Genomic DNA, 26,383 nt, shown 5'->3' on the forward strand with positions numbered 1-26,383 from the left:
CTTACTAGCATAAAAATAAAAATAACCAATATTAGTTATACAAATAAAAATAAAAATAGTAGTTAGCTTCTATTGTAGAAACCGCAGCGATAAAAATAATAAATGCGGGGTAAACTGAATATTTTGAATGCCTAGCTTTTTAGCGGCCGAAAAAATGAATTGAGTTATTGTTTCTGACTAATAAGAACACATAAAGTGGCACTAGTCCTAAACCGGATAACTTTATTTTAGCTACCGCTCTGAGTATTCAAATTGCTCTGTTTACATGCAAAGGTGTGAGCTTTTGCCCTAAAGCACAGACATGGATTCACAACAACAAAAAATTTAGAGTCTGCTCTTTTAAGCATGAAAAGGTCAATCACGGAGAGCGTTTGATCTTTTCATGCAAAGTCATTCCCCCTCTCTTTTCTTATTATTACTTGTGTTGCTACTTTTTCTGGTACAGTTTTCTCTTTAGATAAACTCTTGGCCTTGGTCTATGGTAAAGTATGGCTTCATAAAACGTAAGGCTGATAGAGCCCCTCAAGGTCTTAGTACTTCGTAACCCACAACAATGATTGTTTAAACATGTCCAGACTGTCTCCTTCCATTATACCTCGCGACCAACATCCCGTTTCTCGTAGCCAAATTAGCCCATCGGCGTTAAAGGTTATGCATCGCTTACATAATAGCGGCTATGAGGCGTATCTGGTTGGTGGTGGTGTCAGGGATATTTTGCTCGGCCAAAATCCTAAAGATTTTGATATTGCGACCAATGCACACCCTGAGGAGGTACATGCTCTTTTTAAGAATTCACGTTTAATTGGTCGTCGCTTTAAGCTCGTCCATATCCTGTTTGGCCGCGAGATTATCGAGGTTGCTACCTTCCGTGGAAGCGTAAACCAACAGGACGAAAAACAATCAGAGCATGGCATGCTGCTTAGAGACAATGAATATGGCAGTATCGATGAAGATGCTGTGCGAAGAGACTTTACGATAAACGCTCTCTATTACAGCCCTAAAGACTTTTGTATTTACGACTATGTCGATAGCCTGGACGATATTAAGCAGGGTCTGATCAACATTATTGGCGACCCGGAAACACGCTATAGGGAAGATCCGGTTCGGATGATCAGAGCTTTGCGTTTCGCGGCTAAACTAGACTTTGATATCGAAGAAGAGACCAGCGGTGCCATACGAGAGCACGGTCAGCTATTGTCCAACGTTGCAGCAGCACGTTTGTTCGATGAGATTCTAAAACTGTTTCTCTCTGGCTATGGATTGAAAATTTTTCACCTCTTAGTCGACTATGGGCTATTTAAGCCCTTGTTCCCAGCTATTGCTCATACCTTGGAAAACAGTGATAAGAGTGCTATCTATAAGAAAATGCTCGAGGCAGGCTTAACAAATACTGATCAACGAATTCATCAAGAAAAACCCGTCACACCAGCATTTCTGTATGCAACTCTTCTATGGCCTGAAGTCGATAGACTGTGGTCACAACTTATTGAAGAAGGCGTTCCCGAATTTCCTGCATTACAACAAGCAGGGCAACTTACACTTCAAAGCCAACTACCTCATATATCTATACCCAAGCGCTTCACCTTAATGATGAAGGAAATATGGGAATACCAAATCAGACTCACTAAGACTCACGGCAAGCGGCCTTTCCACCTCGCTGAACAGCAACGATTCAGGGCTGCCTATGACTTTTTGTTGTTACGGGAGCAAGCTGGTGAACCTGTCGGCGAACTCGCTAAGTGGTGGACTGAATTCCAAATCAAGCACCCTTCTGCTGTTTATAACAAAGCTAATCATCGAAAAAAGCGTGAGACACCTGGTGCTGACCGCCGAAAGACCCGACAATCACGACGTCCAAAGCGATCATAATGCTGCAGGTATAAGTCAGCAGGAACTGTTCGGCGAGAAGAAAAAGCTAGTCATGAAACTAAATCAAGTACTCATCGGTATTGGTAGCAACCTGGAAAGTCCTCGTCTTCAAGTAATAAAGGCGATAGAAGCCCTATCCCGGCATCCTGAACTAAAGCTAATGTCATCATCATCACTATACAGTAGCTGCCCTCAAGGGCCTCAGGATCAAGATGACTTCGTCAATGCAGTCATCTGGCTTGAAACCGCTCTGGAACCACTCGCTTTGTTAAAGTGTACTCAAACACTTGAAGCCGAATTCGGGCGTATAAAGACTCGGCATTGGGGGGAGCGAATCATCGACCTGGATATTCTATTCTATAACGATGAAACGCTATCAAGCGACGACCCTGACTTACGCATTCCTCACCCTTATGCGCTGGAACGAGACTTTGTGCTGGTACCAGCAATCGAAATTGCGCCTGCTTGGACGCTTCCCGATACATCGACCCTAGAACAACATCTTTCTTCGTGCAGCGAGCATAATTTACTTCGTTTAGATGGCACTCCGACTTGAGTCTCGCGAAACAAGTAGCTAATCTACGCACAAGCTAAGCTCTGTCATAGATTATCAGTAGTCGGTTTTATACTACTGTGAAAACTAAGGATTATATGATGAAAACGACAACCCTGAGCCTTCGTAAACTAAAAGAGTCCAATGGAAAATTCTCCTGTGTCACAGCCTATGACGCAACCTTTGCTAAGTTAGCGTCGGATGCTGGTATCGACGTTTTATTAGTCGGCGACTCTCTAGGCATGGTGTTACAAGGTCAGGACTCGACATTGCCTGTTAGTATTGATGACATGGTCTATCACACTCAATGTGTTAGCAGAGGCGCTCAGTCTCCCTTAATTATGGCCGATATGCCTTTTAATACCCTGAATAGCCCTCACGATACCTTGAACTATGGTGGACAGTTGATGCAAGCAGGTGCCCATATTATCAAGCTAGAAGGCGGCGAGTGGCTTGCAGAGTATATTGAAGCCTTAAGTGATCGAGGCATTCCTGTTTGTGCACATTTGGGTTTAACGCCTCAGTCTGTCAATAAGTTAGGCGGCTATCGCGTTCAAGGCAAGGAAGCTGAAAAAGCTAACGCCATGATTAATACTGCGCGCGCCCTTGAAGAGGCCGGTGCCGATATGATCTTACTTGAGTGCGTACCCACCTCACTCGCTGAGCTCATTACCAAGAAAGTTAGTGTCCCTGTCATCGGAATTGGTGCGGGGAATGTTACCGATGGTCAGGTCTTGGTGATGCATGATCTCCTTGGAATTACTTCCGGACATAAGCCTAAGTTCGTAAAAAACTTCATGCAAGGCGCCGGTTCAGTGCAACAGGCCTTCGAGCACTACGACCAAGCGGTTAAGTCCGGCGAATTCCCTTCTGCCGATTATAGTTTTGCAGGCTAAACGAGACTCAAGCATGATCACCGTTAACAGTATTATTGCACTACGAAAAGTTATCAAAGAAGCTAGACAAGCCGGTAAAGTAATCGGCTTTGTACCCACTATGGGCAATCTTCATGAAGGCCATCTCAGTCTTATCGATCGTGCCCGCCAAGAAGCAGACTTAGTTGTCAGCAGTATCTTTGTAAATCCTATGCAGTTTGGTGAGAACGAGGATCTTGATGCCTACCCTAGAACACTTGAAGATGATAGTAAGCACTTACGTAGTAGATATTGTGATGTCTTGTTCGCACCACCTGTTAGCGAGATCTATCCAAACGGCTTAGCTGAAGAAACCAGAGTGGATGTGCCTGCTCTCGGAGATTATCACTGCGGCGCCAGTCGTTCCGGTCACTTCATTGGTGTCGCCACCGTCGTCACCAAGCTATTTAATATGGTGCAACCAGATATTGCAGTATTTGGTGAAAAAGACTTCCAACAATTAGCGATTATTCGCAAGATGGTTTCCGACCTTTGTATGCCTGTTTCTATCATTGGCGTCCCAACATCTCGGGAAGAGTCAGGTCTAGCCCGCAGCTCTCGCAATGGTTACCTTAGCCAGCAAGAAAAGCAAACTGCCGCTAAGATTTACCAGCTATTGCAACATTGTGCTGCGCAGCTTCAGGCTGGCGAACGGGATATCACTGCATTATGCGAGGACGCCAAATCACACTTGGTTAAAAATGGCTTTAAACCCGATTACTTCAATATAGCCAAGCCCACAACACTTGCTCCTTCACAAGAAACAGATACAGCTTTCGTAATTTTATTAGCCGCGTATTTGGGCTCAACCCGTTTAATTGATAATATAACGGTGAATCTTTAACCATCGATATTGAGTAACACTATGACATTGGATGTATTACCTAGTTACCAAGCATTAAAGGATCATGCCAAATTCATTACTAAGCTTCATGTAAAAGACCTATTTGAAGGTGATCCTAAGCGCTTTGATCGCTACTCCTTTCAGGCACCACATGTCTTTTATGATTATTCAAAAAACCGTGTCACCGAGGAAACGATTTCGCTCTTATCTCAGCTCACTGCTGAAGCAGGGCTTGAAGCAAAGGTTAAGGCCTTGTTTTGTGGCACAGGAGAGAATGGAGACTTACTGAACAACACAGAGGACAGAGGCGTCTTACATACGGCCTTACGACTTCCAAAGTCTAGCCTGACTCAAACTACTAGCTATTCGCCTAGCCAAGATATATTGGATGAAATCCTTGAATGTCGAATTCAAATTCAAGAATTCGTTGATAAAATACACCAACAGGAAGTTCTTGGTTACACCGGAAAACCCATTGATACTCTCGTTAGTATCGGCATTGGGGGCTCTTATCTAGGCCCCAAAACAGTTACCGAAGCACTATCACCCATCGCCAAAGAAGGCCTGAGTTGTCACTATATTGCTAACGTAGACAGTAGCGATAGCCACCAAGTGCTCTCTCAGATCGTACCTGAATCCACCATTTTCCTGATTCAGTCTAAGTCCTTCGGTACACAGGAAACACTTACAAATGCTCAAACTGTAAAGAACTTTCTACTAGAGCACGGAATGCTTCAAGAAGACCTTGGCATGCATCTCTATGCTGTGAGCAGTAATATCGAAGCTGCGATAGCCTTTGGAGTTAAGGAAGAAAATATCTTCCCTATGTGGGACTGGGTAGGAGGGCGCTATTCACTCTGGTCTGCAATTGGTCTTCCAATCGCATTTATGATTGGCAATGAGCACTTCGAAGCCTTGCTACAAGGCGCACACGAAATGGATGAGCATTTTATCTCAGCTCCCTTTGAGCAGAATATGCCAAGCCTGATGGCAATGCTAGGCATTTGGTACCACAGTTTCTTTGGCGCCGACTCACATGCCGTAATGCCTTATGATCAGTATCTGAGCTTTCTTCCTGATCACCTCCAGCAATTAGATATGGAGAGTAACGGCAAACACGTATCTACAAAAGGTAAAGCTCTTACTTACCATACAGGCCCTATAATATGGGGGGGTACTGGAACTAACGGCCAACATGCTTTCCACCAGTTATTGCATCAGGGCACTAAACTAATCCCATGTGACTTCATTGCTACGCTTGATACGCATCACCCATCAGGCTCTCATCATAAGATGTTATTGGCTAACTGCCTGAGCCAAACTCAAGCCTTGATGCAGGGGCGTAGTGAAAGGCAGGCTTTTCAAGAATTATTAAATAGGGGTTACGACGAACCCAAAGCCAAACTCATAGCCAAGCATATGGAGCACAAAGGTAATCAACCCAGTAATACCTTTCTTATTGAGAAAACGCTGCCAAAGAGCGTCGGTGCCCTAATTGCCGCCTACGAACATAAAGTTTTCGTTCAGGGTGTAATATGGGAGCTTAATTCTTTTGATCAGTGGGGAGTAGAGTTAGGTAAAAAGCTAGGTAACGAAGTACTCAAACAACTGGAAGACGCTGATTCCAACATTGCTGCAGATTCTTCTACTGCCGGTTTAATCGCTGAATACCACCGATTTCATGAAAACAAATAAGCTTAAGGCTTGAGAATAGCAGCAACTGAACTTGGATCAATTCGCCATACCTTTTGCTTCGCTTCGATTTCTACTTGCTTAAGCTGCCATAAGACTTGGTAGCTTAAGCCAGTTTTGCTATCGATATCATCCGGTGCTAACTCAGCCATCGGCCATAGAACAAAGCCATTGTAGTATAGCTCCGGCCTCGGGAGCTCAACTCCATCATGAAAACCTGTCAGTTGCCCGTAACTGACCACATCAATATCTAGCGTTCTTGGTGCAAAGTGTTTATCTCCGCGCAGGCGGCCGTGGCTATCTTCAATTGTTTTTAATGCCTTTATAACCTTGGGCAAGCTTAGCTCTGTTTCGATTGATACCGCCATGTTATAGAAACACGCACCGTCAAAACCAACCGGCTCACTTTCATAAATTGAAGACAAAGATAAGTCACCAAAGGTCCGTTTCAGGCTGCTCAGGCCCGAGCGAAAGTTCTGATCACGTTCAACATTTGAGCCCAGATTCAAGAATACCTTAGGCATGGCTATGCTGCTCTCGTGTTCGCTTCACTCTAACGCCAACTGATCTTGTGTTTGGAACTGCGCCAGGCTTACTTATTTTTAGTTCTATCGCGCTAATTGCAAAGCTATTAAATAGCGATGCGGCTATTTTGTCTGCTAGATACTCCAATAACTGATGGTGTTTGGCTAAGGTAATGCGCTCAATCTCCTGGCAAACCGCCACATAATCAATAGCATCTTCTATGGCATCTGATTCTGCTGCGGCTGAAAAGTCACACACTAGAGCAAGGTCAAACAACAATGTTTGCTTGATCTGCTTTTCCCATTCGAACACACCTATTGAGGCGTCAATTTCGAGCTTTTCAATTAATACCTCAGAGTAATCTTGAGCCATCAAATTAACCTATTGTCAGGATTAAAATCTAGCCTAGTGCAGGCAGCGTATCTAGTGGCCAACGTGCTTGTACTGCAAACTCATGATTTGAGCCCTGGCCTGCCTGCAAGCGCTGATAGCCGGCATAAGCGATCATTGCACCATTATCCGTACAAAACTCCGGACGAGCATAAGAAACCCTGGCACCCAGTTTTTTTACCATTGGCTCCAGAGTCTGTCGGAGATGCGTATTGGCACTCACACCGCCTGCAATAACGAGCGTTTTCATCCCTGTTTGTTCAAGGGCTCGTTTACATTTAATTCTAAGCGTATCAACAACTGCCTCTTCAAATGCTAGCGCGATCCTTGCCTGATCATCTTTATCCAACTCTTTCTTAGCACGGACATCATTTACCGTGTTCAAGGTAAAAGTTTTCAGGCCACTAAAACTAAAATCCAGTCCTGGCCGATCTGTCATTGGACGGGGAAATCGATAAGGTGTTCCACCAAGCTCTGTTCGGGCATATTCAGCCAGTTTCGCAATTCGGGGACCTCCCGGGTAATCGAGCCCTAACATTTTCGCCGCTTTATCAAAGGCTTCACCTGCCGCATCATCTAATGACTCACCCAGAATTTCATATTCACCAATAGACTGCACTGAAACCAATTGAGTATGGCCACCCGATACAAGTAAACCAATAAAGGGGAATTCCGGTGGACTATCTTCTAGCATCGGCGCCAGTAAGTGTCCTTCCATGTGGTGTACACCGATAATGGGGATATCAAGCGCCATCGCTAAGGCATTCGCAATGGAAGCACCGACCATCAGCGCTCCTACTAATCCCGGCCCTGCAGTATAGGCAATCGCATCAATATCGCCCTTCTCTAGCCCAGCTTCTTTGAGAATAGCGTCTATTAAAGGAATGGTTTTTCTTACATGATCTCTAGAAGCTAATTCCGGGACAACACCACCATAGTCCGCATGCATCTCTACTTGGGAATATAACTGGTGTGCAAGCAAACCTTTCTCACTATGATATAAAGCAACACCGGTCTCATCGCAAGATGACTCAATACCTAAAACAATCATTAAGAATCTCGTGTAGTTGGAAAGTCGTCAATCTTTAGCTAGCAGTAGAAGAAAGCCCTGCTTACGTAACAAGTCTTGCTCTAACTCCAAGATCGACGTATTTAAGGGATTTGCCTCAAACCAGCCTTTCCCCATACTAAGGGATAAGCACTCGTCCTGAGCCCTTAGGGTGAAATCCGTTTCAGCTTGATTACGTTCTGCTGTCAGCGCAACCGCCAGTCTGAATATTGTGCACAGGCGCTTCAGTGTTTGCGTTTCCTGTTTACTCATTCCAATAAAAGGCTCATCACTAAATTTCCGTCTGTGAGTACGTACTATCACAGAAAGGTGCAGCTGAGTTAATCTCGAGAAACCTGGTAGGTCAGAGTGATAAACGAGATAAGCACCATGCCGGTGGTATTGTGCATGAGCAATAGAGTGCCCAACCTCAAAAACCCGGCTTGCCCAACGTAGTAGATTTTCACATTGCGGTAAGGCTATATCCCAATACGAAGCAATTTGCTTGTATGCATGAAGCGCTGTTTTCTCTACTCTTTCAGCGTGTTCAACATCAATAGCATAGCGAGCCTGCATCGATTGAAGTGAACGTTCTCTGACATCCTCATGCTGAATCCGGCCTAGTATGTCATACAGCAAACCTTCCCTAAGCGCGCCCGATGTGAACTCCATTTCTTTGATGCCCAGTACCTTAAAGCATGAGTAGAGTATGGAAAAGCCGGCTGCAAAGATCGATGCACGCTCAGATTTCACACCTAGTTTAACTAAGTCCTCACAATGTCCGAGAGTAATCATCAGGCCTTTTAGTTCTTTCAAAGCTTTTAATGTAATCGTTTCTTCAGCTAAACCAAGATGACGCAAAGCATTTAGAATAGCCTTAATTGAACCCGAAGCACCCACTGTATGCTGCCATCCAAGCGACTTATATTGTTCCTTTATGCTGAATAATTCTCTGGATGCGTGCTTGATTGCTTTATTAAATCCTTGCTCAGTTAGCTCACCACCAGGAAAATATTTTTCTCTGAAAGAAACGCAGCCCATATGCATACTTTCTAAGGCTTTTGCCTCAAAGCGTTCACCAATTATCAATTCGGTGCTACCACCACCGATATCGATAACCAGGCGATTGCCTTTATCATCAGCCAGGGTATGAGCAACACCAAGATAAATTAGACGCGCTTCTTCTCTGCCAGAAATTATTTCTATTGGGTGACCTGTTACACGCTCGGCATCACGCAGAAAGTCAGTTTTCTTTTTGGCTGCTCTTAAAGCATTTGTACCCACGATCTGCACAGATGCAGAGTCAAAGCTCTTGATCCGCTGGGAGAAGCGCTTCAAGCACTCAATTGCCCTGATATGGGCTTCTGGAGTTATTTCTCCATTTTCGTCGAGACCTGCCGCTAGCTGGACCTTTTCACCAAACTTATCAACGACTCTAATCTCGCCATGAGAAATTTTTGCGACAACCATGTGAAAACTGTTTGAGCCCAAATCTATCGCTGCAATGTGGTCTGAGCAGCTATTTGGCTCTGCTTTCGTATCATTGTGAGTTAACACGTCCTTGAAATCCTCTGATAAGGCTATATATTACTCGTTACGATTTTTCATTTCTTAAGAGATAGCTGTATTGTAACGCATCAAATGCTTTCAGGCTTCTCTAAATCTTTTATTGGAATCAAAACATGAGTGATAACATCATCAATGTAAGTGACGCAACTTTCGAAACGGAAGTTTTAAATTCTGACATCCCTGTACTTGTCGATTACTGGGCGGAGTGGTGCGGCCCTTGTAAAATGATCGCCCCTGTCCTTGAGGAAATTGCTGACGACTATGCTGGCAAGATCAAAATATGTAAGTTAAATATTGATGAGAATGAGCAAACCCCACCTAAATTCAATATTCGTGGCATTCCAACCTTGATGCTATTCAAGAATGGTAATGTTGATGCAACGAAGGTAGGCGCGCTATCAAAATCTCAGTTGACAGCTTTTGTTGACAGCAACTTGTAAGCCCACTAGTTTACGCTTTGCATAGGTGGCACTCTTCTTGGGTGCCACATCGCTACTCTCCTATCAGATTTAGATCTCATGACACTGCAAATTGATGGCGGTATTCTTGCCGGTGGCCTTTCCACTCGTATGGATGGCAAGGACAAGGGACTGCAACTCTATCGACAAAAACCAATGGCCCAGTCTGTTTTTGACTCGCTTCAGCCTTATGTTCGTCGCGTGTTAATCAACTGCAACCGCAATCAAACTCAATATCAAGAAATCAGTCCTCTTGTGTGTTCTGACTCAATCGAAGGCTTCCAAGGTCCTTTGGCAGGACTACACAGCTTGATGTTGAACACTGATGCTGATTATTTGCTTGTCAGCCCCTGTGATACACCCTGCCTTGGACAAGAGTATGGTCAAAAGATGCTCAATATCTTGTACCAAAAACAAGAGCTGTTCCCTGGTCAGCCTTTGATAATCGCATCGAGAGATGAAAACAGAAGCCACCCTCTTCACTTATGCATTTCTACTCAGTTTGTTGATAGCTTGGAAGATGCAATCGTAAACAGGCAAAACCGCGTAATGAAGTGGGTTAAAGATAACGGTGCTATCTGGGTTGATTTCTCAACATCAAGAAATGCTGAAGCCAGTAGCTTTATGAACTTCAATACACTTGAAGAGCTATCTTCTTCTCAAGGCTATTAGCTCTCTCATCAAGAATAAGAAGCTCGGCTGCTTGGGATTAATGCTGAAGTATCTGACTTAAGAATAGTTGTAAGCGGTCAGTTTCTGGGTTTGTAAAGAATTCCTCTGGTGTATTTTGCTCAACAATTTCACCACCATCCATAAATATTACTCTGTCCGCTACACGCTTAGCAAAGCCCATTTCATGAGTAACACAGAGCATCGTCATACCTTCATCAGCTAGCTCAACCATGACATCGAGTACTTCTTTAATCATTTCCGGATCAAGAGCAGAGGTTGGTTCATCGAACAGCATGATTTGAGGTGACATACAAAGAGATCGTGCAATCGCTACACGTTGTTGCTGACCACCCGATAACTGACCCGGGTACTTAAGTGCTTGGTCTGGAATCTTCACTCGCTCCAGATACTTCATTGCAATCGCTTCGGCTTCCTCTTTGGGTTTTTTCTGTACCCAAATTGGCCCAAGCGTCAGGTTTTCTAAAATGCTCAAATGGGGAAACAGATTGAAGTGCTGAAAAACCATACCGACTTCACGACGGATCGCTTCGATATTCTTAACGTCTTCGATCATCTCAACACCATTCACAACCAAAGACCCTCTTTGAAACTCTTCCAGTCGGTTGATACAACGAATCATCGTCGATTTACCTGAACCAGATGGTCCACAGATAACAATTCGTTCACCCTTTTTGACACTTAAGTTTATATCTTTGAGCACATGGAAATTGCCATACCATTTATTCAGATCTTTAATTTCAATAACGTTATCTTTACTGCCCAGAACCTCAGAGTTTTGGCTTTTTACATCTGTTTTCATCATTAATCTCCGTAGTAGACAGCGCTATTTATTATTATGGCTGGTATCCAGCTTGCGTTCGATATTACTGCTGATCATTGACATACCAAAGCAGCAACACCAAAAGACCATAGCGACAAATAAGTAGCCTTCCGTTGCATGTCCCCCTAACCAGTTTGAGTTATTCAAAGCAGTTTGAGTGGTACTGAGCATTTCAAATATACCGATGATCAAAAGGAAGGTAGTATTTTTGAATAGCATAACGAAGGTAGCAAGAATATTGGGCATCGATACTTTGATCACCTGGGGCAATATAATCAGCAAAGTTTTCTGCCAATAACTTAGGCCAAGCGAGTCAGCGGCTTCGTATTGCCCTTGGGGAATTGCTTGAAAGCCACCCCTAAATACTTCTGCCATATAGCCCGACATAAATAGAATCAGAACAATCCACACCCTAAGTAATTTATCTACGCTGGTGCCTTCAGGAAAAAATAATGGCAGCATTACCGAGCCCATAAAAAATAGGGCTAAAACCGGGGTTCCCCTAAAAAACTCGATCAACAAAATACAGACACTACGTATAAAAGGCATCTCCGATCGTCGACCTAGGGCCCATAAAAAGCTCAACGGAAAAGCAATAATAATACTCGCTGACGCCAAAAAGATATTCAGTGCAAAGCCACCCCATAAGTCAGTACTTACTGTCATCAAACCAAACAGGCTACCGTCCAGAAATGTCGCACAGACAAATGGAAATAACAAAAATACCGGGACGCCAATCTTATTCCGAAGATCTTTTGGCAAGACATAAGGCAAAGCAATGACAGCAGCGAGACTCAATAAAGCAAGATTCACTCGCCACAGTTCTGAGCTGGGGTAACTGCCATACATAAATTGTTGCATCCAGGCAGAAACAAATACCCAACACGCGCCTTCTTTAGAGCAAGCTTCCTGGCTGTCACCACTCCAGTCGGCTGAAAAAATCAGCCAATCCAGCATGCCAGGAACAACGGAGAATAAAATTGCTAGGATAATAATAGTAGCTGTTGAATCGAAGATATTAGAAAAAAGGTTTTCTTTAATCCAGCCAATGACACCAACTGTATCCTTGGGTGCCGGTTTATCAGGCAGCGCTTTAAACTCTCTCATCATTTACTTCCTTTCCACCAAAGCGACTTTCGAATTGAATCGATTCATAACAAAGGAAATACACATGTTTATGACAAAATAGACCGCCATTGTCATAAATACGATTTCTATCGCTTGTCCCGTCTGATTGAGTGTGGTGCCGACAAAGACAGTAAACAAATCCGGGTAACCAATAGCTGTAGCCAGCGTCGAGTTTTTCACCAAGCTTTGATATTCACTATTTAGCAAAGGCGTGATGACTCTCATCGCCTGGGGCACGACGATCAGTGACATAATCTTTCGCTCACTTAAGCCAACACTACGTGCGGCTTCAGTTTGTCCATGCGGCACCGATTGAACACCCGCTCGAACAGCTTCTGCAATGAATGCACCGGTATAAATACTTAAAGCTAAAACCAAAGCCATTAGTTCCGGGATTATTGAGGTTCCACCGCTGATATTGAAGCGCCCAAGCTCTGGGTATTCCAAGTGAAAAGGAACACCCATTATTAGTGTTGTCAGTAGCGGCAGCCCAAAAAGAATACCCAGACTGACTGAAAATACAGGAAACTGCTCGCCCGTATCATCTTGCCTTCTATGCGCCCAGCGGCGAAGAAAGAATATGCCAGCAATCGCTATACACAATGAAGCGTATACAAACATTGAGCCTTGCTCATCAATCACACTTGGGATAAACAAGCCTCGAACATTTAGAAAAATCGATTCACCAACAGAAAAACTGTCACGCGCTCCGGGCAATGAAGCCAGTACAGCGAAATACCAGAAGAAGACTTGTAGTAATAATGGAATATTTCGAAATATTTCTACATAAATGACTGATAAGCGTCTGACTAACCAGTTGTGGGAGAAATAAGCGACCCCCATAACAAAGCCGATAATAGTTGCCAATACGATACCAATCATCGAAACCATAATCGTATTAAGCAAACCTACGATAAATGTTTTCCCGTAGGTATGTGTCGCATCGTAAGGAATCAAGGACATTAAGATATCGAAGCCTGCGGTAGTAAATAAAAAGCCGAAACCGCTTTTTATTCCTCGAGCTTCCATATTGGCGATTGCATTGGAAACAATCGAATAGAAAAAGTAGCCAAGTGCGAAAACCAGGATTAATTGATAAATAATCGCCCTGTTACGAGGGTTATTTATAAATGAACCCGACTTAAGCTTTAAGTGTTCGGACTCCGGATCTGAAGACATAATATGGCCTTACAAATTATTTCCAAAAGAATGCTGTTAGCTACCTATAAAGCGAGCCATTTTTTTACTCAGCTTCTAGACTTAGTAAGCGCTAACTTATTATTTGAGAATTTTCTAGCTACTGGATTAAACAGCCTGCTACTAAACAAGCTGTCTAATCTTATGCTTACAAGAAGCCAACCTGTATTATCGAACAGGTGGGGAATACAGAATACCACCTTTGTTCCACTGGGCATTCAAACCACGTGAAATTTTAAGAGGTGAGTCCATACCAACATTACGCTCAAACGACTCGCCGTAGTTACCTACCTGCTTAACGATGTTATAGGCCCAACCGGCTTCCAAACCAAGCTTCTCACCAGCATCACCCTCAGAACCCATCAAACGTTTTTGAGCCGGGTTACCTTCAGCTTTAGCCTGATCTACATTTGTACTGTTAACACCTAAGAATTCTGCTTCTATCAAGGCGTTCATTGTCCACTTAACGATATTGAACCAACCATCATCACCCTGTCTAACCACTGGGCCTAATGGTTCTTTTGAAATAACTTCAGGCAAAACCATTGCTGAAGAAGGGTCTTTTAGGCCGATACGAATCGAATATAATTGTGATTGATCAGAGGTTAATACGTCACAACGGCCGCTTTCAAAGCCTGCACGAGTCTGATCTGAAGTATCATATGTAACTGCTGTGTACTTCATACCATTTGCACGGAAGTAGTCAGCCATGTTCAATTCAGTGGTGGTACCTGCCTGAATACAGGCAGATGCTCCATCGAGCTCTAATGCACTTTTAACACCTAGCTTTTTGGATACCATAAAGCCTTGGCCATCGTAGTAGTTTACACCAGCAAAGTTCAAACCTAGTGATGTGTCACGTGTATGAGTCCAAGTAGTATTACGAGACAAAATATCTACCTCGCCACTTTTTAGTGCTTCAAAGCGTTCTTTTGCAGTGAGTGGGCGATAAGTTACTTTATCTGCATCGCCTAAAACCGCTGCAGCAACCGAACGACAAACATCTACATCCAGTCCGCTCCACTGCCCTTTCTCGTCTTTTTGTGAAAAGCCCGCTAAACCGACACTCACGCCACAACTTACCATACCTTTCTTTTTTACTGCATCAAGTGTTGAACTTGCATAACTTTGTTGTGCAGTTAACCCTACTGCCACGATCGCAATACCAGCGGTCAATTTATTAAGTTTCATTATCCTAACCCCTTTATATAGTTGTATTCTCCCGTGACAGCATTACACGGTAGCATTTGAGATTAACATAGATCCAAAGCAAGATTGAACTCCTATTTCCGGATCCATTGTTATAATCGATTAAATATCACGAGTTCGTTAATTTCTGGGCAAGCCTTTTAATTCTGCATAAGTATCCTGAATCATTTTTGCATCTGCACTGGCCCGATGACGCGCCAGACCTGCTAATTCAATAACTTTGTCGTGGACGGGTGTCCATTGTTCTCGTTCTTCCTGGCTAAGCAATGAGAGTAAAGATTCAATTCGAAAGGCTTGTATACATTCAGCTTTATCAAATAACTGACCCAGCCAGCACATGTCATTAGCCCAGCCATCTGAATATATGGTCTGACCTGCAAGGTTGTGGTTAAGCCACTGGGCAACGCTAACAATATCTCGCCCTTTTTCTTTTAATAGCTCTTGGGATATTCCATGAAGCGCTTCGGCGTCCCGGTTCTATTTCGTCCAATGAGCTAATGGTTTTATCAGGGTACAGCCCGTTTCTCCCTTACCTGAAATAAAACCTACTTCGATTGGATAAGAGCCCTTTCCTAAGCCTGAAGCTTCAATATCTATTATTGTTGGTAAACTCATAACTACCTTTCTAGTGTTGTTATGTATAGTCTAGTCGATACCCGTAAGAAAACGTTCACATATTCCTATAAAGGTTTCCGGTTTTTCTGCATGTAACCAGTGACTGGCTTTTGGAATGATTCGGACTTTTGCAAAGGGAAATAAGCTCACTACTTTTTCTTTATGGGCGGCCTGTATATAGTCTGATGCTTCGCCAGCAATGAAGAGCACTTCCCCTAAAAAAGGTTTTTCAGCATGCTGTCCATCCAGAATATGATGGTAATTTTGATGGATGGCGTTGAGATTTACTTTTAGATCGAAACCTCCACCGGGCTTGGCTTTTAGATTCTTTAGTAAAAATTGCCTCACCCCCTGCTCTGGAACAAATTCCGCTAGCAAAGAATCTGCTTCCTTTCGACTTACGATATCTGACTCTAGCAAAGCAAATAAACCAGCAAATATTTCATCGTGATGTCCCTCATACCGAACAGGCGATATATCGGCAACGATCACGGCCTTTATTCGTTTTTGCTGGTGCAGGGCTAGACTCATAGCGACTTTTCCACCCATGGAATGTCCAAGCACATATGCGATATCAATACCTTGATCATTCATATATTCGATCACATCTTCTGCCATAAGCTCATAGTTCATCTCTTCGCGATGAAACGAACGACCATGGTTTCTCAGGTCAATAGCATGGGTTTTAAACTTACTTGCCAAGGCCGTTGCAACACTGCCTAAATTATCTGACGAGCCAAACAGGCCGTGAAGGATCAATACGGGGAAACCTTCCCCTCTTATGCGCGAATATAGTTTAGTCATTGTATTTTTTTTAATCAGTTCACATTATCACCAAGAGCTCATGGCATATTCTCATATGTATCCTAATCTGACTAATTAAATGCTTTTCACTTCTAAACTGTGATACGTAGTAAGGTATATTTTTTAATGATTGTAGAGCTCCACCCTAAAGAAAATCGTCGTAACCGACGCGTCCCCGCCGCAGAACTCGTGGCACAAATCAAAACTAAACAAGGTCTATTTTCTAGCTGGCTTGATTTAGATGTTCTCGATTTCAATCTCCTTGGCCTTGCTCTGGCTGTACCCAGTGAACCAGAACTCGGAAGCAAGCTAAGTTTGCGCCTCGTTTTGAATATGGACATGGGGGAGCTAAAAGTTAATCAAATTGAGGCAAAGATTGTAAATAAGGTAAGGATGGATAATGACGATACTTCGTGGCGAGTCGGCTTGGTCTTTTCAAACCAGTCTAAGCAAAGCGGCGATAACCTTAGCCAACTAACACGCATTAGAGATATGCTTGAGAGAAATAACGCAATAAAGCAGCGTTTGAAAGCAGTTTAGTGTAATAAAAAAAGGCGCACTTCGCGCCTTTTCTTGAACCTCTTAATCTACTTAGCAAAAAAACATACTGTTCAGATAATTTGCTAGCTCAGAACAATTTTCTTTTTCATTTTCATTTTGTGGTACAAAAACTTCGTATTCCATAGTGGTTCCCCGTCAATAACACCGCTAGTATAAGTTTGTAATTCGTTTACTGTACAACTCCTAAAGGACAGTGTGTGTAATATATAGCAGACCGAATGCCTGTTCTTGACGATATGTGCCACCTTTTTGACTGACTGTAGCATTCCTAATTAACAGTAATTAATACACAGCTTTGGTTTAATTACTACAATAGGTATCTTTAGTCACGGTTAGGGAAAGGAAAGCTAAATGACAATTAAGTCTGGCAAGTCCCGGGTCAAAAACTTGTTCGTAAACTCCTCAACCGCGAAAGTATTGTGCGAATATCTTATTCAAAAAGGTATCAATAACGAGCTTTTGATTTCTACCTTGGCCTGTGAACTACACGAGCTTGAGTTAGCAGACTTCCGACTAAATATCTCTGCTTATCATGCGTTATGGTCTCTTGCGCTTTCCTATACCTCCGACGAGCGTCTTGGCCTTAAACTCGCTCAGAATCCCCATAATGAAGAAATGGGTTTAGTTGCACACATTTTCTTTAATAGCCCAACCCTCTATGAAGGACTTCAACAATACCAACGCTACTATTCTTTGGTTAATGAAGGCATGCATATTGAAATTCACAATGATGATAAGTTTACTTATCTGGAATATGTCTGTGACTACAATGAGGTTTACTGCTCAGCCGATATAGAGCATACACTTGCGTTGTCAGTATTACGGGTCCAAGACCATATTAATCGAAAGCTCGATTTGGAAGCCGTTCATTTTCAACACCCTGCACCGGGTGATATTTCTGAGTTTAAAAAAATATTCCGTTGCCCTCTTCGATTTAACCAGAGCCACAGCACACTCATTTTTAAGAAGTGTTATCTCAACTACAAGCTACCCAGGCGTAGCCCTTATCTTTATAAATTATTGATTAAACATATAGAGTCGCTTTCTAGAAAAATTCTACCCGCGATCAGCTTTACCGACTCGGTAAAGACTACCCTTGAAAGCCAGCTTTCCAAAGATAAGGTAGATGCTGAAAATATCGCAAAAAGAATGAATATGAGTCGACACACGCTATATCGACGTCTTAAATCAGAAGGAATTTCCTTTCATGACCTGCTTGATGAAGTGCGTGAAGAAAAGGCCTACGCATATTTAAATAAAGGCAAACATAGTCTAAGCGACATTGCTTTTTTGCTCGGCTTTTCTGAACTTAGCGCCTTTAGCCGTGCTTTTAAACGCTGGACCGGAATTTCTCCCGCAAAATATCTTAAATCTCGACCCCAGGAATAGTATACAAGCATGCTAAGACTTCTCTTTATCCTTCTGACTGCGCTGACACTTGATGCTTGTACAAGCTTGAGTCACTTAAAGGCACCAATCGCAAAGAAGCATGTTGAACAGAAGACTAAAACACCCGCTAGTGAAAATATCGAGGAATTATGCAAGTACACATCCCATAAAGGCATTTCCGAACTCATTTCAGTGAAAGGAGCCTACCTCACTTTTATATTCTTTCCCGGTAATGTCGAGTTTCGTCTTGAAAAAGAAAAATTCCCTCTACAAAAGCTTATCGGCAGCGAGTTCAAGGCTATTTATGAAGAACTGGTTCAAGGGCATGCTAAATGCCACAAACCAGCACCTCAGATCATAGGTTTACCACATTAAGTCATCAGGTATTTGATAATCTTTATACGGATCATCTTCTTCTATTTCTGTATCTTGCGGCTGTGACTTCTCCATGTGGTAGACAATCGCTGCCTCATCTCTCTCTATTATTTTAGTGGCCGCTGTTGCTGGTATTAAGATAAAACTTTCATCTAAATTGGCTATTGCTAACCTGCCTTTCAATAAATGAGTTTGTTGCTGTTCTGATATATAGACCTTTTTGATCTTTTTATCGACAGCAAATTGAAATCCAATATCGTCACCTTCACTAGGTACGGTGTTCATTTCAATTAATTGTTTTACCTGAGCCTTAATTGCTTTTCGATTCTGCTCTTCCAGCTTCGCCTGATTCAGTGCTTTGTCTCTTTCAGCTTTTTCTTTTTTCTGCTGAGCTATTCGCGCTTCGGCTTCGTTTTGTACTGCTTGGCCTTTTGGAGTTTGCTTACGTTGAACACGTTTCTCTTTTTGAATATTTTTTGCTTTTTTCTTATCTACCAGGCCAGCACCTAATAGTTGCTCTTGTAATGACTTTGCCATCAAACCCTCTCTTGAACGATGTTTAGATGTTACTTCGAATAAGATAAATACTATCATAATTCGCTCTAAACCTAGATTTCTAGCATGATTTTGAATGCGCCTTTGCAAATAAAACATACAATTTACGACCCCTAAACTTTACAATGTAAATATTGCTGGGTAAAGTACACTTACACTGTAAAGTTTAGATACTTTGTTAGTACTAGTATTTTCTTGGCATTTTATATAAACGTGGAGAACTTAAAACAATGAAACACTATGATGCAGTAGTGATTGGCGCAGGAAATGGCGGACTAACCGCTGCCGCGACACTGCAAAAGAATGGATGTAACACCTTACTTGTTGAGCGCCATAATGTTCCGGGTGGATGCGGTACATCTTTCGTCCGCGGAGATTTCGAATTTGAAGTCGCTTTGCATCAGTTAAGTGGCGTTGGGACAGAAGACAGACCTTTCCTTATGAGAAAAATGTTCAAGGATTTGGATGTACTCGATAAAGTTGAACTGGTTCAGGAAGAGGAGCTATATCGATTAATTGTCCCAGGGAAACAAGATATTACACTTCCCGCGAGTTGGTCAGGCATTCAAAAAGTTCTAAAACAAAATTTTCCTGATGACAGTGATGCTATCACCCGCTTCTTTGATCTAGGAAGCAAGGTTGCTATGGAGTATTACATGGCCTTGCAACAGGTTAGGCGTAGTAATGACGAAAAGCTATTAGAGTCTCAATGTAAACACTTTGCTGCCTACGGTTTAAGAACTACCGATGAAGTATTGAATGAATTCTTCAGCAATAAAGAACTGATCAATACGATCACTCCCTATTGGAGTTATGTCGGTATCCCAACCAATGAATTAGTGTTTGCAGAATTTATTGGAATGCTTTTCGCCTATTGTACCTTCAAACCTTGGCACTTTAAGGGTGGATCTCAGAGTGTTTCTAGCGCAATTATCGATTCGTTTGTTGAAGCCGGAGGGTGCGTAAAGTTTAGTTGTGGTGCGAAGAAAATACATACCGCTGATAATAAGGTTCATGCTATTACACTCGAAGATGGCCAAACCGTAAGCTGTAATTATGTTGTTTCGAACGCCAGCCCACTGATCACCTTCAATGAACTCCTCGATCTTGAAAAGCCACCTATTCAGATCCAACAAGATTTTAAATCTAGACGCAAAGGTGTTTCTGCTGTTTGCTTGTATTTAGGTTTAGATTGTAAGCCAGAGGATATCGGTATTACATCTGCCGCTACCTTCGTAATTGATGGTGACAACCAGGATATTGACGAAACAGAACTATATAAAATGACCGCACCGAAATGGGGAATGGTCACCTGCTACAACTTCATTGACGAAGATTTGGCCCCCAAGGGAAAAAGCGTCATAACTCTTGTAGCACTTCAATACGGCGAAGCATGGCAAGCACTTAGCCCTGAAGATTATGCTGAAGCAAAGTATGACTACGCACAAAAGCTCATTGATCATGTTGAAAAGGCTTACCCAAATCTCAGCCAGTATATTGAAGTTGCTGAGGTAGCGACTCCTTTAACTATGATGCGTTATTTGAACTCACCTGACGGCGCTATTTATGGCTTTAAACAACATATTCAGGATTCTCTCTTATTACGCGACCAATTGAGTGGTATTGAAGGTTTGTATTCCGCAGGAAGTTGGACAGCGCAAGGAGGTTTTCAACCGACCTATATGGCCGGTGAATCAACGGCAAAAAGTATATTGCGTAAAATTAAAAAGTCACAAACGGAGGCTCAACATGCATAAAAATCGCAGCGCAGAACAAAACGTATTAGATGGTGTCGTTGGCTACGTTGAAGCCGTAAAAAAGAAAACCGAGATAGAGCTTAGTGGAAGCGACTTTAGCGAAGAGAAAGGTGCTACGCAAAAGACTATCGACAGTCTACATCCTAAACGCCTTCGTTTACTTGTTACCGATATTTTTACTGATACGCCATCCACGAATACTATTCGTGTCAAAGCACTTGATGGTTACCTTCCCCCTTTTCAAGCAGGTCAGTATATTAACGTTTTTGTTGAGATAAATGGTTCGCCAACTGCCAGACCTTATGCGATGTCTTCCTCTCCCACTGAACGAGACTATTATGACCTGACCGTTAAAAAGGCTCATAGCGGTTTCGTTAGCCATTATTTAGTTGATGATCTGAAGCCTGGTCAAGAGCTTACTAGCACCGGCCCAATGGGAAGCTTTCATCATAATCCACTATTCCATGGTAATGATCTAGTATTCTTCGCTGGCGGATCCGGGATTGCACCTGCACGTAGTATGATCAAACATATCATCGCTAAAGATCTCCCTCATACCATGCATATTATCTACAGCAATAGTTTCGAGGAGGATGTAATATTCGCAAAGGAAATTCGCTCCTGTGCCAAACAGAATCACAATATAAAACTTACAGAATTAATCTCAAGGCCAAGTGAAAGTTATCAAGGCATCGGCGGACGTGTTACTGAAGAGCTTGTTTCATCTTCACTGAGCAACTTAAGCTCAAAGATGTTTTACATATGCGGCCCAACACCCTTTAATGAAAGCTGTGTCGAAATACTTAAAAACTTAGGTGTAAAAGAGCGTCGTATGCTTGTAGAGCTAAACGGCCCTCCTAAGAAACCTGAAACACAAGCACACTGGCCTGAAGATACTTCTATTGAAAAAGAGGTAACTATCACAGTACAAGGTAAAGGAAGTTTTGTTGCAAAGTCAGGTGAACCTCTGCTGAATAGTCTCGAACGTTATGGCCTAAGCACCGAGAATGCTTGCCGCTCTGGTGAGTGCAGTTTATGTCGCGTTAAGCTAATAAGCGGAGAAGTATTTAACCCTCATGAATCCAAGCTACGTAAATCAGATCGTAAATTTTCTTGGATTCATTCATGCGTTGCTTTTCCAACAAGCGATATAGAGATCTCTATATAAAGAAAACCCAAAAGCCAAATTAGGTACCGGTTAAGGTCTTCAAACTGGTACCTAATTTTAACTAGAGTTTGTCCTTCCCTACCCCATCAATGAATCAGATCAATTAATTATAACTTCATCATTTTCGGTGAAACTGCCTGAGCAAAGAATTCACTAATGCTCATATCCCCAGGTATACGAATATGGCCATCAATAATTAAAGCTGACATGCCGTGAACCATCGACCATGCACTCAGGGCTCTAGCCGTTACATGCTTGGACTCAACATTGCCATGCTCAAATGCTTGTCTAAGTATTTTAAAAGGCTTTTGAGAACTAATTTCGAGGACAGGGGATATCTCTGGATTCGCTGAGGCTTCGAGCTTGTTTCGACGACCACCAGTATCAGCCTGGCTCAGCATTAGTCTATAAATTGCAGGGTTTTCTACGGCAAACTGAACGTAGGCGACGCCGTAGTTAAATACCAAATCCCATGGATCAGTATAGCTCTTCTTAATATCTATCAAGCGTTTAGTTAGGTCATCGAAGCCTGATGCAGCGATAGCTTGTAAGAGCTCTTTCTTGTTCTTAAAGTGAGTATAAGGTGCCATATGCGACACCCCTACTTCTGCGGCAATGGCTCTTAAAGATAGAGCATCTACGCCTTTAATTTTTAATATGTCTTTAGCTGACTCAACTAATGCCGTCTTCAAGTCACCATGGTGATATGGCTTACTTTCAGCACTAATTGAGGCGTCACCTTGGGACTTAGAACTAGACATCCAGGTTTGTTACTTCCAAAGCATTTGTCTGAATAAAGTCTCGTCTTGGTTCAACTTCATCACCCATTAAGGTCGTAAAGATCTGATCAGCGGCAACCGCATCTTCGATATTTACTTTCATCATACGGCGACTTTCTGGGTCCATCGTTGTTTCCCAGAGCTGCTCAGGGTTCATCTCACCTAGACCTTTATATCGCTGAATATAAAGACCACGCTGAGCTTCCTTCATTAGAACCTCTAAACCTTGCTTAAAATCAGTGATCGCAAACTGTTTTTCACCACGCTTAATAAAGCTATTCTCACTGAAAATACCTTCAAGAGACTTCGCCATCGTGACAATTTTTTCATAACCAGCTGACTCAATGAACTCTTCACTGAAGATATACTCAGTTGATATACCGTGCACAAATACATCAACTTTTGGTAAGTACAGGTCTTTTTCTTCGTCGTGAGAAATACCAAATACATAGTTCATACCTGTCTTGGTATCAATACCAAGCAAAGGCTGTATTTCTTCAACCCAAGCCGAAACTTTCGCTTTCTCTTTAAGATCTTCTTTATTCAGCGCGCTTACTTTAAGCAAAGTTTCCAGTACAAGTAACGGATAAGAACGGGCAAGCTTAGAAATAATGGTTTCTACTTCACGATATTGACCAACTAAGGTTTCTAAACCTTGGCCAGAGATTGAGGGTGTTCCCTCATCAACATATAAATGAGTATCATCTAAAGCTGACTGGGTCAGGTATTGTTCTAAGGCAGCTTCGTCTTTCAGGTACTGCTCCTGCTTGCCCTTCTTAACTTTATATAAAGGAGGCATAGCAATAAAAATATGACCACGTTCTATAATCTCTCGCATCTGACGGAAAAAGAACGTCAATAATAAGGTTCTAATATGAGAACCATCGACATCCGCATCAGTCATGATAATGATGCTGTGATAACGGAGTTTCTCGATGTTGTACTCTTCTCGCCCAATACCACAACCTAAGGCTGTAATTAAGGTGCCAACCTCTGCAGAAGATAGCATCTTATCAAAGCGTGCTTTTTCAACGTTTAATATCTTACCTTTCAGTGGCAGTATTGCCTGTGTTTTTCTGTCCCGGCCCTGTTTGGCTGATCCGCCCGCTGAGTCACCCTCCACTATGTATAGTTCGGAAAGCGCTGGGTCTTTCTCCTGACAATCTGCCAATTTCCCAGGCAAACCAGCAATATCTAGCGCACCTTTACGTCGAGTCATTTCTCTCGCTTTTCGTGCTGCTTCTCTAGCTCTTGCCGCATCAAGCATCTTACCAACCAGGTTCTTGGCTTGTTGTGGCTGCTCTAACAAATAGTCTGCAAACTTAGCAGCCATTTCTTGTTCAACAGCTGTCTTTACTTCGCTCGATACTAACTTATCTTTAGTTTGCGAGCTGAACTTTGGATCGGGAACTTTAACCGAAACAATTGCGGTTAAGCCTTCTCGCGCATCGTCCCCTGTTGTTGAAACCTTTTCTTTCTTACCTAGACCTTCATTCTCGATATAGTTATTCAATGTACGAGTTAGTGCACCACGGAAACCCGCCATATGCGTTCCACCGTCTCGCTGTGGAATATTGTTGGTATAGCAGAAGATGTTTTCCTGATAAGTGTCGTTCCACTGCATAGCGACTTCTACGCCAACCCCTGTTGCTTCATGCATAATATTAAAGTGGAACATGTCGTTTACAGTCGTTTTGTTATGATTCAAGTACTCAACAAATGACGATAAACCACCTTCAAATTCGAATAGGTCTTCTTTATCACTACGTTCGTCTTTTAAATGAATCCGTACGCCGGAATTCAAAAATGACAGTTCTCTCAAGCGCTTTGCGAGTTGATCATAGTGATACTCAGTCTGAGTGAAAGTTTCTGAACTTGGTTTGAAGGTCACCATCGTTCCCGTCGTCTCAGAATGACCCACCTCTTTAAGGGAGTAATCAGGCACACCGTGGGTATACTCTTGCTCGTATATTTTGCCTTCTCTGCGTATCGTTAACTTAAGCTTTTCGGATAAAGCATTTACAACCGATACACCAACACCGTGCAAACCACCGGATACTTTGTAGGAGTTATCATCGAACTTACCACCAGCGTGTAATACTGTCAGAATAACTTCGGCTGCAGAAACCCCCTCTTCCTCGTGAATCTCTGTAGGAATACCACGCCCGTTATCAGATACCGAAATTGAATTATCAAGATGGATAACAACATCAATCGTATCGCAATGACCAGCAAGCGCTTCATCGATCGAGTTATCAACAACTTCGAAAACCATATGATGAAGACCGGTACCATCATCGGTATCACCAATATACATTCCTGGTCTTTTTCTTACCGCGTCTAAGCCTTTTAGTACCTTAATACTTGAAGAATCATAGTTATTTTCAGTTTCACTCATTCAGCTTTTGCTCCTAATATTTCAGGTACTATATTTGTTTTTCTTGATAATCATATTCATGAATACGGCCATGTTCCACGTGGAACATTTTACAATCTGACCGATGCTTATCTAAATAATCTCGGGGTATCTCTCGATCTAAAACTGTACACATTACTTGTGCGTCCAACTCTAACAAATTAGAGAGAATTATATCGATATTCTTACTATCTAGCTCCGCGGCAATATCGTCTATCAAGACGAGAGTCTGCGAATCGTTTAATTCTTTTAGGCATTTTACATGAGCGATATATAAGGCAATTATCAATAACTTCTGTTGCCCACGAGATAAAAATTCACTCACATTCTTACCACTTATTCTAAGCTTAAGATCAGCCCGATGTGGTCCATACTGGGTATACTTTTTTTCTATATCTTTCGAACGATTTTGGTCTAACATTTCTGCCAGGCTTTTACTCTTATCCCAGCCTTGAAAGTATTTTAATCCTATCTCACTTTGTTCGTTTAAACCCAGTCCGGCCAATACAGTTTCGAAGGTAACTCGAAACCTATCCATAAATTCGATTCTATGCTGCGTTATTTGCTCTCCTAAGAGCGATATACGCTTATCCCATACTTTTAGTTGAAGTAGGTCTATTTTAGCAGTTCGGAGTAGACTATTCCGCTGTTTTAGACAATTAATATAATCGTTCCACAAAAAAGAGAATTCATGTTCCACGTGGAACACTCCCCAATCTATAAACTGCCGTCTAACTTTTGGAGGACCAGTAAGTAAATCGAAACTTTGAGGTTCAACCATCAGAACCGGTGTTAGTTTCGCTAGAATTGCTGCACTCTTTATTGATTGGCCGGAAATTTTAATCTCGGAACCCTGGAGGGTCGACTTTCTGACACCAATGGGCGTAGCTTCTTCATTTTGCTTTGAGGTATTAACTTTGCCGAAGACAATCAGCTCTCTACTCTTGGCGTCACTATTTATAATATTATCGATATGGCGGGTACGGAAAGAGCGCCCTGTAGAGAGTAAATAAATTGACTCAAGTAAGCTGGTTTTACCCGATGCATTTTCGCCC

Annotated in this window: 26 protein-coding genes; 12 read left to right on the plus strand and 14 right to left on the minus strand. The window is 42.5% G+C overall.

Annotation, left to right across the window (positions count from 1 at the left end):
* Window positions 1-567: 567 nt before the first annotated feature.
* From pcnB to pgi, 5 genes are all read left to right on the plus strand, one after another.
* The gene (gene pcnB / locus A3756_RS05245; RefSeq protein WP_082865097.1) at window positions 568-1,869 is read left to right on the plus strand and encodes a polynucleotide adenylyltransferase PcnB; all 1,302 of its coding nucleotides are present in this window, start codon (window positions 568-570) and stop codon (window positions 1,867-1,869) included.
* A gap of 52 nt (window positions 1,870-1,921) precedes the next feature.
* On the plus strand, window positions 1,922-2,425 hold the full coding sequence (gene folK / locus A3756_RS05250; protein ID WP_068510005.1) for a 2-amino-4-hydroxy-6-hydroxymethyldihydropteridine diphosphokinase: 504 nt from the start codon (window positions 1,922-1,924) through the stop codon (window positions 2,423-2,425).
* 98 nt (window positions 2,426-2,523) lie between these two features.
* On the plus strand, window positions 2,524-3,318 hold the full coding sequence (gene panB, locus A3756_RS05255; RefSeq protein WP_197469979.1) for a 3-methyl-2-oxobutanoate hydroxymethyltransferase: 795 nt from the start codon (window positions 2,524-2,526) through the stop codon (window positions 3,316-3,318).
* Window positions 3,319-3,331: 13 nt separating this feature from the next.
* On the plus strand, window positions 3,332-4,180 hold the full coding sequence (gene panC, locus A3756_RS05260; RefSeq protein ID WP_068553021.1) for a pantoate--beta-alanine ligase: 849 nt from the start codon (window positions 3,332-3,334) through the stop codon (window positions 4,178-4,180).
* A gap of 21 nt (window positions 4,181-4,201) precedes the next feature.
* Entirely contained in the window at window positions 4,202-5,875 is a 1,674-nt protein-coding gene (gene pgi / locus A3756_RS05265) for a glucose-6-phosphate isomerase (protein WP_068553022.1), read from the plus strand.
* A gap of 2 nt (window positions 5,876-5,877) precedes the next feature.
* Here the strand turns inward: pgi and folK (A3756_RS05270) are convergent, their stop codons facing one another.
* From folK (A3756_RS05270) to ppx, 4 genes are read right to left on the minus strand one after another with little or no spacing between them, the layout of a single operon-like run.
* Window positions 5,878-6,396, minus strand: coding sequence for a 2-amino-4-hydroxy-6-hydroxymethyldihydropteridine diphosphokinase (gene folK / locus A3756_RS05270; RefSeq protein ID WP_068509996.1), 519 nt, complete (start codon window positions 6,394-6,396; stop codon window positions 5,878-5,880).
* Window positions 6,389-6,769 carry a dihydroneopterin aldolase gene (gene folB, locus A3756_RS05275; RefSeq protein ID WP_068509994.1) on the minus strand — a complete coding sequence of 127 codons (381 nt, stop codon included), beginning with the start codon at window positions 6,767-6,769 and terminating at the stop codon, window positions 6,389-6,391. Before folB ends, folK (A3756_RS05270) begins: the two co-directional genes overlap by 8 nt.
* A gap of 28 nt (window positions 6,770-6,797) precedes the next feature.
* On the minus strand, window positions 6,798-7,838 hold the full coding sequence (tsaD, locus tag A3756_RS05280) for a tRNA (adenosine(37)-N6)-threonylcarbamoyltransferase complex transferase subunit TsaD (protein ID WP_068509992.1): 1,041 nt from the start codon (window positions 7,836-7,838) through the stop codon (window positions 6,798-6,800).
* 27 nt (window positions 7,839-7,865) lie between these two features.
* Complete coding sequence (ppx, locus tag A3756_RS05285; protein WP_068553023.1) at window positions 7,866-9,392, minus strand: exopolyphosphatase; 1,527 nt, start codon at window positions 9,390-9,392, stop codon at window positions 7,866-7,868.
* A 125-nt stretch (window positions 9,393-9,517) separates the two neighbouring features.
* On the opposite strand from ppx, the gene trxA reads away from it, so the two are divergent.
* Complete coding sequence (trxA, locus tag A3756_RS05290; RefSeq protein WP_068509988.1) at window positions 9,518-9,844, plus strand: thioredoxin TrxA; 327 nt, start codon at window positions 9,518-9,520, stop codon at window positions 9,842-9,844.
* Window positions 9,845-9,922: 78 nt separating this feature from the next.
* Window positions 9,923-10,534, plus strand: a complete 612-nt coding sequence (mobA, locus tag A3756_RS05295; RefSeq protein WP_068509986.1) for a molybdenum cofactor guanylyltransferase MobA — start codon at window positions 9,923-9,925, stop codon at window positions 10,532-10,534.
* Between the two features lie 37 nt (window positions 10,535-10,571).
* On the opposite strand, the gene A3756_RS05300 is transcribed toward mobA, so the two are convergent.
* The 6 genes from A3756_RS05300 to A3756_RS05325 all read right to left on the minus strand — a co-directional run bounded on the left by A3756_RS05300 (window position 10,572) and on the right by A3756_RS05325 (window position 16,328).
* Window positions 10,572-11,357: an amino acid ABC transporter ATP-binding protein gene (locus tag A3756_RS05300; protein ID WP_304438860.1), complete on the minus strand. Its 786-nt coding sequence runs from the start codon at window positions 11,355-11,357 to the stop codon at window positions 10,572-10,574.
* A gap of 21 nt (window positions 11,358-11,378) precedes the next feature.
* The gene (locus tag A3756_RS05305; RefSeq protein WP_231872152.1) at window positions 11,379-12,485 is read right to left on the minus strand and encodes an amino acid ABC transporter permease; all 1,107 of its coding nucleotides are present in this window, start codon (window positions 12,483-12,485) and stop codon (window positions 11,379-11,381) included.
* Window positions 12,486-13,682, minus strand: coding sequence for an amino acid ABC transporter permease (locus A3756_RS05310; protein WP_068509983.1), 1,197 nt, complete (start codon window positions 13,680-13,682; stop codon window positions 12,486-12,488).
* Window positions 13,683-13,868: 186 nt separating this feature from the next.
* Window positions 13,869-14,891: an amino acid ABC transporter substrate-binding protein gene (locus A3756_RS05315; protein ID WP_068509981.1), complete on the minus strand. Its 1,023-nt coding sequence runs from the start codon at window positions 14,889-14,891 to the stop codon at window positions 13,869-13,871.
* 138 nt (window positions 14,892-15,029) lie between these two features.
* Window positions 15,030-15,248: a hypothetical protein gene (locus A3756_RS25860; RefSeq protein ID WP_082865098.1), complete on the minus strand. Its 219-nt coding sequence runs from the start codon at window positions 15,246-15,248 to the stop codon at window positions 15,030-15,032.
* 306 nt (window positions 15,249-15,554) lie between these two features.
* On the minus strand, window positions 15,555-16,328 hold the full coding sequence (locus A3756_RS05325) for an alpha/beta fold hydrolase (RefSeq protein ID WP_068509979.1): 774 nt from the start codon (window positions 16,326-16,328) through the stop codon (window positions 15,555-15,557).
* Between the two features lie 126 nt (window positions 16,329-16,454).
* On the opposite strand from A3756_RS05325, the gene A3756_RS05330 reads away from it, so the two are divergent.
* The 3 genes from A3756_RS05330 to A3756_RS05340 all read left to right on the plus strand — a co-directional run bounded on the left by A3756_RS05330 (window position 16,455) and on the right by A3756_RS05340 (window position 18,653).
* Window positions 16,455-16,868 carry a PilZ domain-containing protein gene (locus A3756_RS05330; protein WP_068509978.1) on the plus strand — a complete coding sequence of 138 codons (414 nt, stop codon included), beginning with the start codon at window positions 16,455-16,457 and terminating at the stop codon, window positions 16,866-16,868.
* A 372-nt stretch (window positions 16,869-17,240) separates the two neighbouring features.
* On the plus strand, window positions 17,241-18,278 hold the full coding sequence (locus A3756_RS05335) for an AraC family transcriptional regulator (protein WP_068553024.1): 1,038 nt from the start codon (window positions 17,241-17,243) through the stop codon (window positions 18,276-18,278).
* Window positions 18,279-18,287: 9 nt separating this feature from the next.
* Entirely contained in the window at window positions 18,288-18,653 is a 366-nt protein-coding gene (locus A3756_RS05340) for a hypothetical protein (protein WP_068553025.1), read from the plus strand.
* Here A3756_RS05340 and A3756_RS05345 read toward each other — a convergent pair.
* Window positions 18,642-19,190, minus strand: a complete 549-nt coding sequence (locus tag A3756_RS05345; protein WP_068510071.1) for a DUF2058 domain-containing protein — start codon at window positions 19,188-19,190, stop codon at window positions 18,642-18,644. The two genes, A3756_RS05340 and A3756_RS05345, sit on opposite strands and share 12 nt — an antisense overlap.
* A 248-nt stretch (window positions 19,191-19,438) precedes the next feature.
* On the opposite strand from A3756_RS05345, the gene A3756_RS05350 reads away from it, so the two are divergent.
* The gene (locus A3756_RS05350) at window positions 19,439-20,965 is read left to right on the plus strand and encodes an NAD(P)/FAD-dependent oxidoreductase (protein ID WP_068553026.1); all 1,527 of its coding nucleotides are present in this window, start codon (window positions 19,439-19,441) and stop codon (window positions 20,963-20,965) included.
* Window positions 20,958-22,133 (plus strand): FAD-binding oxidoreductase, encoded by a 1,176-nt coding sequence (locus A3756_RS05355; RefSeq protein ID WP_068553027.1) that lies wholly within the window; start codon window positions 20,958-20,960, stop codon window positions 22,131-22,133. Before A3756_RS05350 ends, A3756_RS05355 begins: the two co-directional genes overlap by 8 nt.
* A 107-nt stretch (window positions 22,134-22,240) precedes the next feature.
* Here the strand turns inward: A3756_RS05355 and A3756_RS05360 are convergent, their stop codons facing one another.
* The 3 genes from A3756_RS05360 to recF all read right to left on the minus strand — a co-directional run.
* Window positions 22,241-22,894 carry a TetR/AcrR family transcriptional regulator gene (locus A3756_RS05360; RefSeq protein ID WP_068507328.1) on the minus strand — a complete coding sequence of 218 codons (654 nt, stop codon included), beginning with the start codon at window positions 22,892-22,894 and terminating at the stop codon, window positions 22,241-22,243.
* Window positions 22,887-25,310: a DNA topoisomerase (ATP-hydrolyzing) subunit B gene (gyrB, locus tag A3756_RS05365; protein ID WP_068553028.1), complete on the minus strand. Its 2,424-nt coding sequence runs from the start codon at window positions 25,308-25,310 to the stop codon at window positions 22,887-22,889. Before gyrB ends, A3756_RS05360 begins: the two co-directional genes overlap by 8 nt.
* Window positions 25,311-25,338: 28 nt before the next feature.
* Window positions 25,339-26,383 (minus strand): DNA replication/repair protein RecF (gene recF / locus A3756_RS05370; RefSeq protein ID WP_068553029.1); only part of this gene is annotated, 1,045 nt, incomplete at its 5' end.

This window comes from Oleiphilus sp. HI0086, from assembly GCF_001635225.1.

Coding starts and splice junctions, on each gene's coding strand:
- pcnB (WP_082865097.1), top strand. CDS start 568: ATGTCCAGACTGTCTCCTTCCATTATACCTCGCGACCAACATCCCGTT.
- A3756_RS05355 (WP_068553027.1), top strand. CDS start 20,958: ATGCATAAAAATCGCAGCGCAGAACAAAACGTATTAGATGGTGTCGTT.
- A3756_RS05350 (WP_068553026.1), top strand. CDS start 19,439: ATGAAACACTATGATGCAGTAGTGATTGGCGCAGGAAATGGCGGACTA.
- A3756_RS05300 (WP_304438860.1), bottom strand. CDS start 11,357: ATGATGAAAACAGATGTAAAAAGCCAAAACTCTGAGGTTCTGGGCAGT.
- trxA (WP_068509988.1), top strand. CDS start 9,518: ATGAGTGATAACATCATCAATGTAAGTGACGCAACTTTCGAAACGGAA.
- mobA (WP_068509986.1), top strand. CDS start 9,923: ATGACACTGCAAATTGATGGCGGTATTCTTGCCGGTGGCCTTTCCACT.
- folK (WP_068510005.1), top strand. CDS start 1,922: ATGAAACTAAATCAAGTACTCATCGGTATTGGTAGCAACCTGGAAAGT.
- folB (WP_068509994.1), bottom strand. CDS start 6,769: ATGGCTCAAGATTACTCTGAGGTATTAATTGAAAAGCTCGAAATTGAC.
- A3756_RS05360 (WP_068507328.1), bottom strand. CDS start 22,894: ATGTCTAGTTCTAAGTCCCAAGGTGACGCCTCAATTAGTGCTGAAAGT.
- A3756_RS05310 (WP_068509983.1), bottom strand. CDS start 13,682: ATGTCTTCAGATCCGGAGTCCGAACACTTAAAGCTTAAGTCGGGTTCA.
- A3756_RS05330 (WP_068509978.1), top strand. CDS start 16,455: ATGATTGTAGAGCTCCACCCTAAAGAAAATCGTCGTAACCGACGCGTC.
- tsaD (WP_068509992.1), bottom strand. CDS start 7,838: ATGATTGTTTTAGGTATTGAGTCATCTTGCGATGAGACCGGTGTTGCT.
- A3756_RS05335 (WP_068553024.1), top strand. CDS start 17,241: ATGACAATTAAGTCTGGCAAGTCCCGGGTCAAAAACTTGTTCGTAAAC.
- folK (WP_068509996.1), bottom strand. CDS start 6,396: ATGCCTAAGGTATTCTTGAATCTGGGCTCAAATGTTGAACGTGATCAG.
- A3756_RS25860 (WP_082865098.1), bottom strand. CDS start 15,248: ATGTGCTGGCTGGGTCAGTTATTTGATAAAGCTGAATGTATACAAGCC.
- A3756_RS05315 (WP_068509981.1), bottom strand. CDS start 14,891: ATGAAACTTAATAAATTGACCGCTGGTATTGCGATCGTGGCAGTAGGG.
- panC (WP_068553021.1), top strand. CDS start 3,332: ATGATCACCGTTAACAGTATTATTGCACTACGAAAAGTTATCAAAGAA.
- A3756_RS05325 (WP_068509979.1), bottom strand. CDS start 16,328: ATGACTAAACTATATTCGCGCATAAGAGGGGAAGGTTTCCCCGTATTG.
- pgi (WP_068553022.1), top strand. CDS start 4,202: ATGACATTGGATGTATTACCTAGTTACCAAGCATTAAAGGATCATGCC.
- panB (WP_197469979.1), top strand. CDS start 2,524: ATGAAAACGACAACCCTGAGCCTTCGTAAACTAAAAGAGTCCAATGGA.
- A3756_RS05345 (WP_068510071.1), bottom strand. CDS start 19,190: ATGGCAAAGTCATTACAAGAGCAACTATTAGGTGCTGGCCTGGTAGAT.
- A3756_RS05305 (WP_231872152.1), bottom strand. CDS start 12,485: ATGATGAGAGAGTTTAAAGCGCTGCCTGATAAACCGGCACCCAAGGAT.
- gyrB (WP_068553028.1), bottom strand. CDS start 25,310: ATGAGTGAAACTGAAAATAACTATGATTCTTCAAGTATTAAGGTACTA.
- A3756_RS05340 (WP_068553025.1), top strand. CDS start 18,288: ATGCTAAGACTTCTCTTTATCCTTCTGACTGCGCTGACACTTGATGCT.